Genomic DNA, 14,307 nt, shown 5'->3' on the forward strand with positions numbered 1-14,307 from the left:
CCCGGGGGGCCTCCGGCTTCTCAGTCGGGTAGGGGTGTCGTCGCGCCGGTCTCGGTGAGGAGGGCGGCGAAGTCTTCGGCGATGCCGGGGGCGGCGACGAAGGTCAGTTCGCCTGCGGCGCCGCCGACGGTGACCGGCGGGACGTGCACCACCGCGCCCGCTTCGGCGGCGATGAGGGCGCCCGCCGCCCAGTCCCAGGCGTTGAGCCCGTGCTCGTAGTAGGCGTCGAGGTGGCCCGAGGCGACGTGGCACAGGTCCATGGCGGCGGCGCCGAGGCGGCGGATGTCGCGGACCCGCGGCAGGATCTCGGTGAGCAGCCTCGCCTGGTCGGCGCGACGCTGGGTGCCGTAGGCGAATCCGGTGGCGACCAGTGCCACCGACAGCGAATCCTCTTGGGTGCAGGACAGTTTCGTGCGGGTTCCGTCGGCGGTGACGGCGAACGCGCCGCCGCCGCGCACGGCGCTGTAGGTGGTCGCGGTCGCCACGTCGGCCACCGCGCCCGCCACCGGGGCGCCGTCGATCACCGCTGCCACCGAGACCGCGTACCCGGGCAGGCCGTAGAGGAAGTTGACGGTCCCGTCGATCGGGTCGACCACCCAGGTGACGGCGCCCGGCGCGGTGGCGCCGACATCGCCGCCGCCCTCCTCGCCCAGGATCGCGTCGTCGGGGCGCCGCTGGGCGAGCAGGTCGCGGATCAGCTGTTCGGATTCGGTGTCGACCACGGTGACCGGGTCGGTGATGTGGCCCTTGGTCGCCACGGCACCGTCGACAGGTCCCCCGCCGGCGAACACCTCGGGTCGGCGGGCGCGCACATGCGCGGCGGCGGTTTCGGCGAGTTCGACGGCGAGCTCGCGTAGTCGTTCGTCGGCGGCGGTCGTGGCGGGGGCAACGGAACTGTGTTGAGGCACCACGCCATCGGATCATATGCGGCGGCTCGTGCGACGGGTGACTACCGCTACTCTCTTCTGTCAGGCACCGTCAGGCACATCGACCGCGTCAGGCAAGGGGTTCATCCATGTCCGCTCGGGGGCACGCATTCGGCATCGATATCGGGGGAAGTGGCGTGAAGGGGGCCGTGGTCGATCTCGACACCGGTCTGCTCACCCACGAGCGGCTCAAGATCGCCACTCCGCGACCCGCCACGCCCGAGGCGGTGGCGGCGGCGGTGGCCGAACTCGTCGCGCTGGCCGGCTGGGAGGGACCGGTGGGGATCACGCTGCCGTGCGTGGTGCTCGACGGACACGCCCGCACGGCCGCCAATATCGACCCCGCCTGGATCGGTACCGACGCGCGCGCCCTGTTCTCGGCCGCGCTCGGCGGGCGGACGGTGACGGTGCTCAACGATGCCGACGCGGCGGGGCTCGCCGAGGACAGCTACGGCACCGCCCGCGACCTGAACGGCCTCACCCTGCTGCTCACCTTCGGCACCGGGATCGGCTCGGCGCTGCTCTACAACGGCACCCTCGTGCCCAACTCCGAGCTCGGCCACCTCGACATCGAGGGGGTGGAGGCCGAGCACATGGCCGCCGCCTCGATCAAGGACCGCGACGGCCTCACCTACCCGGAGTGGGCGCAGCGGGTGAGCACGGCCCTGATCCACATCGAGAACCTCTTCTGGCCGAAGGTGATCGTGGCGGGCGGCGGTATCAGCCGCGATCACGAGCAGTGGATACCGTTGCTCACCAACCGAACTCCGGTGATTCCGGCCGTGTTGAAGAACACCGCGGGTATCGTCGGCGCGGCGATGGCTATCGCCGGGGGCATCGCGCCGTAACGCACGAGGACGACGCCGCAACGCCTGGAGGGCATCGTGGCACTGAGTACCCTGGTTGGATCGTTACAATGGAACACGTCCGGCGGTGAGCCGGTGAAACCTTCCGGCCTCAGCCGGTCGCGCGCAAGCCGGTGAACGAACCGGCGAGCACCCGACCGACGCACCGCCGGTGCAACCCGACCGACCGCTCCGCCGGAAACCACTCTGGCGTGACGCCGCACGAGACCGTCACGAAAGGGCGTACGTGGTAGCCACGAATACCCGTCAGACCGCCGACTCGGCCGACGCCGATGCCGACGACGCCGTAACTCCCGCCAAGAAGGCTCCGGCGAAGAAGGCCGCTGCCAAGAAGGCCCCGGCGAAGAAGGCCGCTGCCAAGAAGGCCCCGGCGAAGAAGGCTGCCGCCAAGAAGGCCCCGGCGAAGAAAACCGCGGCCAAGAAGGCGACCGCGGCCGAGGGGGGCGAGGAGCAGCTCGACGACGAGTCGATCGAACTCGACGATCTCGGTGATCTCGAGGTCGCCGAGGACGAACTCACCGACGGTGATGTCATCGTCGAGGAGGTCGCCGACGACACCGCCGATGCCGCCGACACCACCGAGCCGACCGAGAAGGACAAGGCCTCCGGCGATTTCGTCTGGGACGAGGAGGAATCCGAGGCGCTGCGTCAGGCGCGCAAGGACGCCGAACTCACCGCCTCCGCCGACTCGGTCCGCGCCTACCTCAAGCAGATCGGCAAGGTCGCGCTGCTCAACGCCGAGGAGGAGGTCGAACTCGCCAAGCGGATCGAGGCCGGCCTGTTCGCCGCGGAGAAGATGCGTGAGTTCGCCGAGGCGGGCGAGAAGCTGTCGGTGACCACCCGCCGTGATTTCAACTGGATCGTGCGCGACGGCAACCGGGCCAAGAACCACCTGCTCGAGGCCAACCTGCGTCTGGTGGTGTCGCTGGCCAAGCGCTACACCGGTCGTGGCATGGCGTTCCTGGACCTGATCCAGGAGGGCAACCTCGGTCTGATCCGCGCGGTCGAGAAGTTCGACTACACCAAGGGTTACAAGTTCTCGACCTACGCCACGTGGTGGATCCGTCAGGCCATCACCCGTGCCATGGCCGACCAGGCCCGCACCATCCGTATTCCGGTGCACATGGTCGAGGTCATCAACAAGCTCGGGCGCATCCAGCGCGAGCTGCTCCAGGATCTGGGCCGTGAGCCCACCCCGGAGGAGCTGGCCAAGGAAATGGACATCACGCCGGAGAAGGTCCTCGAGATCCAGCAGTACGCGCGTGAACCCATCTCGCTGGACCAGACGATCGGCGACGAAGGCGACAGCCAGCTCGGTGATTTCATCGAGGACTCCGAGGCGGTCGTCGCGGTCGACGCGGTGAGCTTCACCCTGCTGCAGGATCAGCTGCAGTCGGTGCTCGAGACGCTGTCCGAACGTGAGGCGGGCGTGGTGCGGTTGCGCTTCGGCCTCACCGACGGTCAGCCGCGCACCCTCGACGAGATCGGTCAGGTCTACGGCGTCACGCGTGAGCGCATCCGGCAGATCGAGTCCAAGACGATGAGCAAGCTGCGTCACCCGAGCCGTTCGCAGGTGCTGCGCGACTACCTCGACTAGGCGTTCGCGAGACGAGGCCCGGACCTTGTGACAAGGGTTCCGGGCCTTTTCTTGTGTCCCACGCCGAATTCCGAACGGTCTGTTTACCACAGAAAACTCGCGGTAATCGTTTCGTGATCAAACCCACACTCCTGGATTGTGCTGTGATGGCACCGAATTCGGGGTTTTCGCCGTATCGTCACGTCCAGCTTTTCGTTCTACCGCCGACCGGTCAGCGGTACCGGCATTGAGGGTTTGCGCGGCGTGCTCGACATCTACCACTTCAGCTACGGCTGGATCACCCCTGTTCTCGCCTATTTCATGTCCGTCACCGGTTGCCTGCTCGGACTGCAGTGCGCCGCGCGTGGACGCAACGCCACCGAGGGACGGGTGAGCTGGCTCGTCGGCGCCGCCATCGCGATCGGCGGAACCGGTATCTGGGTCATGCATTTCATCGCCATGCTCGGGTTCAGCATCCGGGGCGCGGAGATCCGCTACGACGTCCCCCTGACTCTGCTCAGCGCGGTCACGGCGATGGTCGTCGTCGGGATCGGGCTGTTCATGGTGAACAAACCGCAGCCGACGCTGCGCTCGCTGGTGGGCGGTGGCACCATCGCCGGACTCGGGGTCGGCACCATGCACTACGCGGGCATGTATGCGATGAAGTCCACGGCCACGGTGTCCTACGACGCGATGATCGTCACGCTGTCGCTGGTGATCGCGGTGGTCGCCTCGATCGTCGCACTGTGGTTCACCTTGCGCGTCAAGGGCTTTCTGGCCACCATCGGCGCCTCGCTGATCATGGGTGTGGCCGTCACCGGCATGCATTACACAGGCATGGCGGCTATGAAGGCCCACCCCGGCCATCATGGCGGCCCGCCTTCGGGCGCGGGGGCGATGGACCTGCTCGCGCCGCTGATCGGCGTGAGCAGCATCGTCACCATGCTGGTACTGATCAGTGTGAGCCTCACCGAGATCGAGAACGAGGAGGCGCTGCCACGCATGTGGCTCACCTCCCGGCACCAGCCGGGCAAGCGTGCCGTACCGCCGCCCGCGATGCCCGCGCCGGTGCGGACGCAGGAGCCGATCGAATACCGCACGGAGGAACTGGCCTACGACGTGGCGGGTGCCTGGCCACGCCGGGTCATCGACTAGTCACGTCGCCGAAAGGCTCCGGCGCCCACCGCGAGTGACGACGGGTTCGATCACGCGCGCGAGGACCGGACCGAGCACCGCCATCAGCAGCACATAGGCCGACGCGAGCGCGACGAGGCGGTGGTCGGCGGTGCCGTAGCTCACCGCCAGACCGGCGATGACGATGGAGAATTCGCCGCGGGCGACGAGCGCCGCACCCGCTCGCGCCCGGCCCGCCCGCGCGATGCCCTGCCTGCTCGCCGCCCACCAGCCGACGACCATCTTGGTGCCCGTGGTGACCACCGCGAGCCCCGCCGCCCAGGCGAGCACCGGCGGAATGGCGGCCGGGTCGATGGACAGGCCGAAGGCCACGAAGAAGATGGCGGCGAACAGATCGCGCAGCGGTTCGAGCAGCTTGGCCGCCTCCTGCGCGGTCGACCCCGAGATCGCGATGCCGAGCAGGAAGGCGCCGACCGCCGCCGACACGTTCAGCGCCGAGGCGGCACCGGCGACCAGCAGCGCCGCGCCGATCAGCTGCAGCAGGAACACCTCGCGATCGGTGCTGTCGAGCACCGCCGAGACCACCCGCCCGAACCGCAACGCCACCACGAGCACCACGGTGATCGTCGCCAGCGCGACGGCCAGCGACACCAGCCCGCTGAGCAGGCTCAGGCCCGCCAGCATCATGGTGAGGATGGGCAGATACACCGCCATCGCGAGGTCCTCGAATACCAGGATCGAGAGCACCACGGGGGTTTCGCGGTTACCGAGGCGGCCGAGGTCGTCGAGCAGTTTGGCCACGATTCCCGAGGACGAGATGTAGGTGACGCCGCCGAGCACCACGGCGCCGAGAACTCCCCAGCCGAGGATCAGGGCCACGGCGGCGCCGGGCAGCGCGTTGGCGAGCAGGTCGAGCACACCGGCGGTCCAGGAACGGCGCAGCCCGGTCATCAGTTCGGGTGCGGTGTATTCGAGCCCGAGCAGCAACAGCAGCAGCACCACGCCGATCTCGCTGGCGACGTGACCGAATTCGGTCGCGCCCTCCAGTTCCACGAAACCGCCACGCCCGAACGCCAGCCCGCCCAGCAGGTACAGCGGGATCGGTGACATGCCGAACCGGCCCGCGATCCGGCCGCAGATCCCCAGCGCGAACAAGATCATGCCTAGTTCGAGCAGCGCCAGGGCCTGCGCGGTCACGGCCGTCAGCCGTGCGTGAGAATTTTCGCGGCTGCGTCCAGGCCTTCCGGCGTGCCGACGACCACGAGCTGGTCGCCCTCGGTGAAGGTGAAGTCCGGACCTGGTGAGGGGTGGAGCTGGCCGGCACGCATCACGGCCACGATCGAGGTCTTGGTGCGGGTCCGCATCCCGGTCTCGCCGAGTGTGCGTCCCGCGTACGGTGATTCGGCGAGCAACACGAGCTGACGGGTGGTGATGCCGGGCAGGTCGCGGTGGTCGTCGTTGAGCTTGGCCACCAGTTGTGGTGCGCCGAGCAGGTTGGCGAGCACCGAGGCCTCGTCCACCGACAGCGGCACCTGCGCGGCGATCGCGTCGGGGTCGTCGGGCTTGGACACGATCAGATCGATGTCACCGTCGCGATGGGCGACCACCCCGACGCGGCGCCCCGACCTGACCTCGAAATCCTTGCGCACTCCGATCCCCGGTAGCGCTGTGACATCGACATTCACATATCCACGATAGACCCGTCAGAGCCCGGTTGTGTCCGGCGCCACTCCCGGTCGGCGTGGGGTATGGAACACGCCGTCCGAGCCCGGTCGATAGGGCGAGACGTCGAGCACCGCGGCGACCGGCAGCGGCCCGTACAGGTGCGGGAACAGCATCGACTCCGGGTCGCCGGGCACGCCCGGCTCCCACTTCAGCGGCGACGCGAGCCGGGCCGCGTCCAGCCACAGCAGCACCAGATCCGTGCGACCGGCGAAGAGGCGATTCGCGGGCAGCCGCACCTGTTCGGGGGTGGACAGGTGCACGAAGCCGCTCTCGGCCAGCGACGGCGGGCGGCGTTGCCCGTCGTGCGCAAATTGTTGCCACTCTTGGGAAGAACACAGGTGAACAAGCGTGTGAGTGTCGGATATCACGGGTAATCTCCGGGTAGACAACAGGTTCGGACGGTGAAGACCCTGTCACACGGTGGGCGGTGGGGCCGCACGGTGGTGATCGAGCTCGTGGCGTAACGAGCAACACCACAGCGAGCGACACAGTCGATGAGTGTCAGGATCGAACAGGAGGTGGGAAACGGCGCCACGGGTGATCGGCGGGTGCTCGAGATCGACGACCAGCGCATGTTCGCTTTCAGCGAAACCGCAGGTCGTGTTATCGAAAACACAAAGATTCACTTCCGGGAACAAAGCCTGAACCCCGAACGTCTGACAGAGTAGTCGTACCACTGCTGGGAAGTAGCGGACGCGAGCCACGTGGAGTGACCACGGGGCCCACACCTAGGCGAACGGCCACGCAGCGCCGGGAGCCGGGACGGAGGAGTCATGCCAGGAACCCTGACCAGCACCCCACTGACCGCGGTCGATCGTTGCGATCGTTGCGGGGCGGCTGCCCGAGTGCGTGCCGTTCTTCCCGCGGGTGGCGAGTTGCTCTTCTGCCAGCACCACGCGAATGAACACATGGACCGTTTGCGCGAGCTCGAAGCCGTGATCGACACGGAATCGGCTCCAGCTCTCTGACCACTCCTCTCGCGTCCGAACACAACAACATCCGACAATAGAAAACCCCCGACAGCGGGCGACCGGATTCCGGCGCCCGCTGTTGTGGTGTCCGGGGTCAGGCGGTGTCGGCGAGGATGCCGTCGACCAGGGTCGCGACACCGTAGGCGTAGGCGCCGTCCGGATCGGCGGGGGCCTGATAGTGCTCGCCCACCGTGGTGCCCACACGCGCGGCGAGGGGGAACTGGTCGGCGGGCATCACCTCGGCCAGCAGCGGGCCGTGTACCCGCCACCAATCGGCATCACTGAGCTGGTCGGCCGCGCCCGCCGCCGCGACGGCGAGACGGGCATTGCCGGTGGCGAAATCGGTGAGCACCGCGATGGCGCGGTCCATCGCCAGATCCGACAGCCCCGCGCCGTCGATGGCGCGCAGCTGGTTCTCGTAGCGGCGCATCCTCGCCGGGCCGAGGACCTGGCGCCACGGCGACACCTCGAGCAGCCACGGGTGAGCGAGGAGCTCGGCGCGGACCCGGTCCGCGACGGCGATCATGCGCTCGCGTAGCGGCAGCTCGGCGGGGATCGGCTCGTCCTCGGCGGCCACGGCGTCGACCATCAGCACCAGCAGCGCCTCCTTGCTCGGCACATAGGTGTAGAGACTCATGGCACGCACGTCCAGGGCGGCGGCCACCGCGCGGATGGTCAGCTTTCCGATGCCGTCGCGATCGGCCAGGGCGATGCCTGTCGCCACGACCGCGTCGACCGTGAGGCCGGGTTTGGGTCCGCGCGCGCCGGGCTTGGCCGGCAGGGCATGACGCCACAGCAGCTGCACGAGCTGGGCGGCCTGGTCGGTGGATCTGCCGTCGGTCGGCACGCGCGGAACCTTTCCGGTCGGTCGGGAACAAATTCAGTACAGTGTACGTTATTAGCCTGTTCGCGCTGCCCGATCAGAGGAGAATGTTCTGCCCGCCATCCAGGCCACCTATCTACCCGATCGTCACCTGTTCGCCCTGTGGACCTGGAGCGGACTCCGTGCCGGGCGCCCACCGAACGACGTCGGAGACCCCGAGACATTGATTCTGGCGCTGCCGGTCGGTGAGCGCAGGGCGCTCGAGCCGGTCGAGGTACCCGCTGCCGTCGTGACCGGTTCGGAGTTGCTCGAGTTGCCCGCCGCCGATCTGGGCCCCTCGGCCCAGGCCTGGCGCATGCTCCTCGACGACGCCCGCACAGACGTCGACCATCGCCATCGGGAGGCGCCCACCACCGGTGAAGCTGGCGCGGACGACGAGCGGGCCTCGACCGACCTCGGCGCGAGCGGGCGGCCGACCGCGAACGCACGGTCGGCCGCGAACGCGCCGGTCGAGCTGCCGATCGCGGCGCATGCGGTGCCCAACGCCGTGGGAACGGCGGTCGTGTCGGCCGAGCGGGCGGTGCGGGTGGTGCGGGAGACCGAAGCCGCGGCGGCGGACCTCGCCGGGGTACTCGAGGCAACCCTTCGCCCGTATCAGGTGCGTGGGGTCGGGTGGTTGCGCGAGACCGTCGCCGCGTACGGCGGGGCGGTGCTCGCCGACGAGATGGGCCTCGGCAAGACCGTGCAGACGATCGGGTTCCTCCAGGGGCGGGCCGCGGGCCCGCAGCTGGTGGTGTGTCCGACCTCGCTGGTCGGGAACTGGGTGCACGAGATCGCACGGTTCGCACCCGGGCTGACGGTGGTGTCGTGGCGTGGCGGTGCGGTGCCCGCAGACGCGGGGACCGTCGTGGTCACCGGGTATCCGACGCTGCGTCTGCACGGGTCGGCGCTGACCGAGAAGCAGTGGGCCACCGTCGTCTTCGACGAAGCGCAGGCGTTGAAGAATCCGCGCACCCAGGTGTCGCGGGCCGCGCGCGCGGTGCCCGCCGACGCCAAGGTCGCGCTCACCGGCACCCCGGTGGAGAACCATCTCGACGAACTGTTCGCCCTGCTCAACCTCACCGTGCCCCGGTTGTTCGCGCACCGCACCCAGTTCCGCCGCCGGTTCGTGCGGCCGATCGAGGAGGGTTCGGCCGATGCGGCCGCGCGGTTGCGTGACGCGGTGGAACCGGTGCTTCTCGGCCGCAAGAAGCTTCAAGTGGCGGCGTCGCTGCCTGCCAAGATCCACAGCGACCTGCTGTGCGACCTCACCCCGGAGCAGGAGAAGGCCTACGACACGGTGCTCGCCGCGGCCCTGGACGAGGGTTTCGGATCGGGTCTGCAACGACAAGGCCGGGTGCTCGCCGCGCTCACGCACCTCAAACAGGTGTGCAACCACCCCGGCTTGGTCACCGGCGACCTCGGCGAATTGTCCGGGCGCTCCGGCAAACTCGAGCTGTGCACCGACATCGTGGCGACCAATCTCGACACCGGTGATCCCACGCTGATCTTCACCCAGTACCGGCAGACCGGCGAGCTGCTCGTGCGCCACCTGGCCGAACAGTTCGGGGTGCGGGCGCCGTTCTTCCACGGCGGGCTCGACGCCGATCAGCGCGCGGCGATCGTTCGCGAGTTCCAATCACCCGACGGCCCACCGGTTCTCATCCTGAGCCTGCGCGCCGCGGGCACCGGTCTCACCCTCACCCGCGCCGCCGACGTGATCCACTTCGACCGATGGTGGAATCCGGCGGTGGAGGCCCAGGCCTCGGACCGGGCGCACCGCATCGGGCAGACGCGCACGGTCACCGTCACCACGCTCACCAGCGCCACCACGGTGGAGGAACACATCGCGGGCATGCACACCCGCAAGTCGGCCCTTACCGACCTGTCCGATGCCGCGGGCATCGCCGAACTGGCTCGCCTCGACGACGACGCCCTGGTCGACATCCTGCGACGGAAGCGAGAGAACTGATGGCAGACAACGAGTTCGGGTACACGCCGTGGGGTAAGGACTGGGTGCGGCTGGCCGAACCGCTGCGCCAGACCCGCCCCGAACCGCTGCTGCCGCGCGCCCGCAGTGTCGCCCGCAACAACGGGGTGCGCACCGAGATCGAGGGCCGCACGGTACGCGCGCACCTGCATCGGGGCGGGCAGGCCTCGATCGCGCACGTGGAGGTGGCGCCGCTCTCGCGCGCGGCGGTGACCGCGATCGAGCAGGTGATCCCCGATGCGACCGTCGTCACCGACGACATGCACCGAGCCCTGCTCGACGCGGGCCACTCCCCCGCCCCGACCCTGGTGAGCACGGACTGCTCCTGCTCCGCGCGCACCCCGCGCTGCCTCCACGTGCTCGCGGTGCTCTACACGATCGCCCGTCAGGTGGACGAGACCCCCCGCCTCGCATTGGAATTGCAGGGATACTTCGACACCGCCCACGACCCGCAAGCGCCCGTCGCCGAGTCACCCTGGACCCCCATCCACACCCTCGACCCTGCCTACTTCTTCTCCGTCACCGGCTGAACCCGCCCGGCGGCTCCGCGTCGGGCGAGCCGCGTGGCATCAGCCGCGCCCCGTGGCACCAACCGCGCCCCCTGGCACCAACCGTGCCCCGCGGAACAGCCACACCAGGTGGCACCGTGGCGGGGGCTTCGGCCCGTGGGGGCTGGGTGCGGCGTGGCGACATCCAAGCGGCGTAGGGCATCGGCGATGCCGTGGGGTGTCAGGCAGCTGCGCGTGGCGTGTACCAAATGGGCGCCTGATGGTCGGCGGTAATTCGAACCGGCTGGGTCAGGCGTTGGTGCCGCCGTCGACGGTGATGACTGCGCCGGTGATCGTGCGGGCCGACGGGCCTGCGAGGAAGGCGACCAGGTCGGCGATGTCGTCGGGGGTGCCGAAACGGCCGAGCGCGTTGAACTCTCGTTGCGTGGGTGCGTGCTCGCCCGCCGCCGGGTTCATGTCGGTGTCGGTGGGGCCGGGCTGGACGAGGTTGACGGTGATGCCGCGCGGGCCCAACTCCCTGGCCAGCGCCTTGGTGTAGCCGTTGAGGGCCGACTTGCTCAGGTTGTAGAGAGCCAGGCCCCCGAACAGGGCGCGGTCGGTGAGGTTCGATCCGATGGAGATGATGTGCCCCCCTTCGCCGAGGTGGGCCAGTGCGGCCTGGCCCGCGACGAACGGTGCCCTGGCGTGGATGTCGAGCGCGCGATCGATCTCGGCGAGCGTGAACTTCTCGTACGGCTTGGCCGGGAAGATGCCCGCGTTGTTCACCAGCACGTCCAGACGGCCGAGTTCGCGGGCGGTGCGGTCGACGGCCGCGACGACGGCATCGGCATCGGCGCTGTCGGCCTGGATCGGCAGGGCGCGCCTGCCCAGCGTCTCGATGTCGGCGGCGACGGACTTCGCGGCGACCTCGTCGCGCTGATAGGTGAACGCCACATCCGCGCCCATAGATGCCAGTTTCCGGGCGATGGCGGCGCCGATTCCCCGGCTGGCGCCGGTCACCAGGGCGACGGTGGTGCTGTGCGACATGAAGGCTGCTCCACTTCTGTAGTGATCGATACATAAAAGAGAGAAGCGCATCCGACCGGCTCGCGTCAAGGTTTTTCTTATCAATCGATACAGAAATGCTGGGCCGCGGCGATCGCGGTATATTTACCGATCGGCACAGAAAGGTTTCCCATGGCAGAACGTGGTCGCCCCCGCGCTTTCGACCGGGGTGTCGCCCTGCGCCGGGCCATGGAGGTGTTCTGGGAACGCGGCTACGAGGGCGCGTCGATGAGCGATCTCACCACCGCCATGGGCATCAACTCACCCAGCCTGTACGCGGCCTTCGGCGACAAGGAATCCCTGTTCCGGGAAGCCGTGGCGCTCTACGGCAGCTCCGAAGGAGCACGCACCGCGCGGGCGCTGAGCGAGCAACCCACCGCCTACGCCGCGATCGCGGCCATGCTGCACGACAACATCGCCATGTACACCGACCCCGGCCTGCCTCAGGGCTGCATGGTGGTCCTCGCGGGTGCCACCTACACCACCCGCAATGCCTCGGTGCGCGAGTTCCTCACCGAGGCCCGCCGCCGCACCACGGCCGACATCCAGGCCCGATTGGAACGCGGCGTCATCGAAGGCGATCTGACACCGGGCACCGACACCGCCGCGCTCGCCGCCTTCTTCAGCACTGTCCTCTACGGGCTGTCCGTCCAGGCACGAGACGGCGTGGGCCACTCCGAACTCACCGCCGCCGCCGACTCCGCGCTCCAGATTCTCGCCGGAGCCCGAACCGCCTAGATCTGTCGAACCCGGACGTAGGCGACTGCCGGTACCGCCACACCGGGGGTTGTCGACCGCCCTGGCCGACAAGATCGTGGTGCGGCACCGTGGGCGCGACCCGCCCCTGCCGACGAGCACGCCGCCCGGCCCACAACGTGTGCTCGCACGACAAGCAGCTCAACCCCACGTACGCGCCGGCCGCTACCGTCGGCGCAGTGCCGCGATGCGTTCCGTGAGCTGATCGGCTGTCGCCAGAGCCGTTGGCGGACCACCACATTCGCGGCGGAGTTCGCCGTGGATGACGCCGTGCGGCTTCCCGGTGCGGTGGTGGTGCATGGCGACGAGGCTGTTGAGTTCGCGGCGCAGTTCGCCCAGCTTGTCCGAGGTCGCGACCCGTTCGGCCACGGCGGCGGGCTGAGGTGCGGCGACGGCGGCGCTGCGCTCCGACAGCTGACGCGACTGACGGTCGCGCAGCAGCGCCCGCATCTGATCGGCGTCGAGCAGACCGGGGATGCCGAGGTAGTCGGCTTCCTCGTCGCTGCCGGCGAACGTGGCGGTACCGAAGGAGGATCCGTCGTAGATCACCTGGTCGAGCTCGGCGTCGGCGGCTAGGGCGACGAAGGACTTCTCCTCCTCGCCCGGCTCGTCCTTGGTCTTGTTCGCCTCGGTGAGCAGTTCGTCGTCGAGGGCGTTCTTCTCGCGGTGCGGTTTGCCGATCACGTGGTCACGCTGCAACTCGAGCTGCGCGGCGAGATCCAGCAGCACCGGCACCGACGGCAGGAACACGCTCGCTGTCTCCCCAGGCTTGCGGGCGCGCACGAAACGCCCGATGGCCTGGGCGAAGTACAGCGGAGTCGATGCGCTGGTGGCGTACACACCCACCGCGAGGCGCGGCACGTCGACACCTTCGGACACCATGCGCACCGCGACCATCCACGGCTGGGTGCTGCTCGCGAACTCACCGATGCGCTGCGAGGACTGCGGGTCGTCGGAGAGCACCAGCGCGGGCCGCTCGCCCGAGATGTGTTCCAGCAGTTCGGCGTAGTCGCGGGCGCGTTCCTGATCGGTGGCGATGACCAGGCCACCGGCATCAGGGATGCCGGAGGACCGCAACTGCCGCAGCCGGGTGTCGGCCGCGCGCAGCACCGCCGAGATCCAGTCGCCCGCGGGGTCGAGCGCGGTGCGCCAGGCGCGGGCGGTCTGTTCGGCACTGAGGGGCTCGCCGAGGCGGGCGGTGTGTTCCTCGCCCGCGCTGTCGCGCCAGTGCGCGTCACCGGAGTAGGCGAGGAACACCACGGGACGGACGACGCCGTCGGCGAGGGCGTCGGCGTACCCGTAGGAGTGGTCGGCGCGCGAACGCGGGAAACCGGACTCGTCGGGTTCGTAGGTGACGAACGGGATCTTGGAATCGTCGCTGCGGAAGGGCGTTCCGGTGAGGGCGAGGCGGCGGGTGGCGTCACCGAACGCCTCCTCGGTGGCCTCACCCCAGGATTTCGCGTCGCCCGCGTGGTGGATCTCGTCGAGAATCACCAGGGTCCGGCGGTTCTCGGTGCGCACCCGGTGCCGGGTGGGGTGCGCGGCGACCTGGGCGTAGGTGACGACCACACCGTGGTAGTCACCTGAGGTGCCGCCGGTGGAGTTGGAGAAGCGGGAGTCGAGCTGGATACCCGAGCGCGCCGCGGAGGCGGCCCACTGGTGCTTGAGGTGCTCGGTCGGCGCGACGACGGTGATCTGATCCACCGTCCGATCCGCCAGCAACTCGGCGGCAACCCGCAGCGCGAAGGTCGTCTTACCGGCACCGGGCGTGGCGACCGCCAGGAAGTCGCGCGGCTTGGTGGCCAGGTATTTCGTCAGGGCTCGGCGCTGCCAGGCGCGCAGGGAACCGCCCGACGCACCACCCGCCGTCGAATCGCCCGGTGTACCCGCTTCTCTCGCCGCAGCGACGCCACCCGACCCAGTCACGCAGACGACCCTAGCCGCCCGA

15 protein-coding genes are annotated in these 14,307 nt (G+C 69.2%); 8 read left to right on the plus strand and 7 right to left on the minus strand.

Annotation, left to right across the window (positions count from 1 at the left end):
- Nucleotides 1-20: 20 nt before the first annotated feature.
- On the minus strand, nt 21-911 hold the full coding sequence (locus tag AB0I35_RS06195) for an inositol monophosphatase family protein (protein ID WP_357394673.1): 891 nt from the start codon (nt 909-911) through the stop codon (nt 21-23).
- A gap of 104 nt (nt 912-1,015) precedes the next feature.
- Between AB0I35_RS06195 and ppgK the strand changes: the two genes are divergently transcribed.
- The 3 genes from ppgK to AB0I35_RS06210 all read left to right on the plus strand — a co-directional run bounded on the left by ppgK (nt 1,016) and on the right by AB0I35_RS06210 (nt 4,523).
- Complete coding sequence (gene ppgK / locus AB0I35_RS06200; RefSeq protein ID WP_357394674.1) at nt 1,016-1,774, plus strand: polyphosphate--glucose phosphotransferase; 759 nt, start codon at nt 1,016-1,018, stop codon at nt 1,772-1,774.
- 169 nt (nt 1,775-1,943) lie between these two features.
- Complete coding sequence (locus tag AB0I35_RS06205) at nt 1,944-3,389, plus strand: RNA polymerase sigma factor (protein ID WP_357145669.1); 1,446 nt, start codon at nt 1,944-1,946, stop codon at nt 3,387-3,389.
- A 243-nt stretch (nt 3,390-3,632) separates the two neighbouring features.
- Nucleotides 3,633-4,523, plus strand: a complete 891-nt coding sequence (locus AB0I35_RS06210; protein ID WP_357394675.1) for an MHYT domain-containing protein — start codon at nt 3,633-3,635, stop codon at nt 4,521-4,523.
- Here the strand turns inward: AB0I35_RS06210 and AB0I35_RS06215 are convergent, their stop codons facing one another.
- Genes AB0I35_RS06215 through AB0I35_RS06225 form a run of 3 tightly spaced genes read right to left on the minus strand, consistent with a single transcriptional unit; the run spans nt 4,524 to nt 6,595 of the window.
- A complete protein-coding gene (locus AB0I35_RS06215) occupies nt 4,524-5,699 on the minus strand; it encodes a cation:proton antiporter (RefSeq protein ID WP_357394676.1) in 1,176 nt (391 codons plus the stop codon).
- Between the two features lie 5 nt (nt 5,700-5,704).
- The gene (locus AB0I35_RS06220; RefSeq protein WP_067492837.1) at nt 5,705-6,187 is read right to left on the minus strand and encodes a TrkA C-terminal domain-containing protein; all 483 of its coding nucleotides are present in this window, start codon (nt 6,185-6,187) and stop codon (nt 5,705-5,707) included.
- A gap of 18 nt (nt 6,188-6,205) precedes the next feature.
- Nucleotides 6,206-6,595: a DUF952 domain-containing protein gene (locus tag AB0I35_RS06225; protein ID WP_357394677.1), complete on the minus strand. Its 390-nt coding sequence runs from the start codon at nt 6,593-6,595 to the stop codon at nt 6,206-6,208.
- A 126-nt stretch (nt 6,596-6,721) separates the two neighbouring features.
- On the opposite strand from AB0I35_RS06225, the gene AB0I35_RS06230 reads away from it, so the two are divergent.
- Nucleotides 6,722-6,895 carry a hypothetical protein gene (locus AB0I35_RS06230; protein ID WP_357394679.1) on the plus strand — a complete coding sequence of 58 codons (174 nt, stop codon included), beginning with the start codon at nt 6,722-6,724 and terminating at the stop codon, nt 6,893-6,895.
- A 105-nt stretch (nt 6,896-7,000) separates the two neighbouring features.
- A complete protein-coding gene (locus AB0I35_RS06235) occupies nt 7,001-7,195 on the plus strand; it encodes a hypothetical protein (protein WP_029903635.1) in 195 nt (64 codons plus the stop codon).
- A gap of 97 nt (nt 7,196-7,292) precedes the next feature.
- On the opposite strand, the gene AB0I35_RS06240 is transcribed toward AB0I35_RS06235, so the two are convergent.
- A complete protein-coding gene (locus AB0I35_RS06240) occupies nt 7,293-8,045 on the minus strand; it encodes a TetR/AcrR family transcriptional regulator (protein WP_357394680.1) in 753 nt (250 codons plus the stop codon).
- 127 nt (nt 8,046-8,172) lie between these two features.
- Here AB0I35_RS06240 and AB0I35_RS06245 point away from each other — a divergent pair, with 127 nt between their 5' ends.
- Both AB0I35_RS06245 and AB0I35_RS06250 read left to right on the plus strand, forming a co-directional pair.
- Entirely contained in the window at nt 8,173-10,032 is a 1,860-nt protein-coding gene (locus AB0I35_RS06245) for a DEAD/DEAH box helicase (protein ID WP_357395013.1), read from the plus strand.
- Nucleotides 10,032-10,580 carry a hypothetical protein gene (locus tag AB0I35_RS06250; protein ID WP_357394682.1) on the plus strand — a complete coding sequence of 183 codons (549 nt, stop codon included), beginning with the start codon at nt 10,032-10,034 and terminating at the stop codon, nt 10,578-10,580. The genes AB0I35_RS06245 and AB0I35_RS06250 overlap by 1 nt, the downstream gene beginning before the upstream one ends.
- A gap of 267 nt (nt 10,581-10,847) precedes the next feature.
- Here AB0I35_RS06250 and AB0I35_RS06255 read toward each other — a convergent pair whose 3' ends face one another.
- A complete protein-coding gene (locus AB0I35_RS06255; RefSeq protein WP_357394683.1) occupies nt 10,848-11,585 on the minus strand; it encodes an SDR family oxidoreductase in 738 nt (245 codons plus the stop codon).
- A gap of 150 nt (nt 11,586-11,735) precedes the next feature.
- Between AB0I35_RS06255 and AB0I35_RS06260 the strand changes: the two genes are divergently transcribed.
- On the plus strand, nt 11,736-12,341 hold the full coding sequence (locus tag AB0I35_RS06260) for a TetR/AcrR family transcriptional regulator (protein ID WP_357394685.1): 606 nt from the start codon (nt 11,736-11,738) through the stop codon (nt 12,339-12,341).
- 183 nt (nt 12,342-12,524) lie between these two features.
- Here the strand turns inward: AB0I35_RS06260 and AB0I35_RS06265 are convergent, their stop codons facing one another.
- A complete protein-coding gene (locus AB0I35_RS06265) occupies nt 12,525-14,201 on the minus strand; it encodes a DEAD/DEAH box helicase (protein WP_067493026.1) in 1,677 nt (558 codons plus the stop codon).
- Nucleotides 14,202-14,307: the final 106 nt, after the last annotated feature.

The organism is Nocardia sp. NPDC050378, assembly GCF_040655675.1.
GTDB lineage: Bacteria > Actinomycetota > Actinomycetes > Mycobacteriales > Mycobacteriaceae > Nocardia > Nocardia coubleae.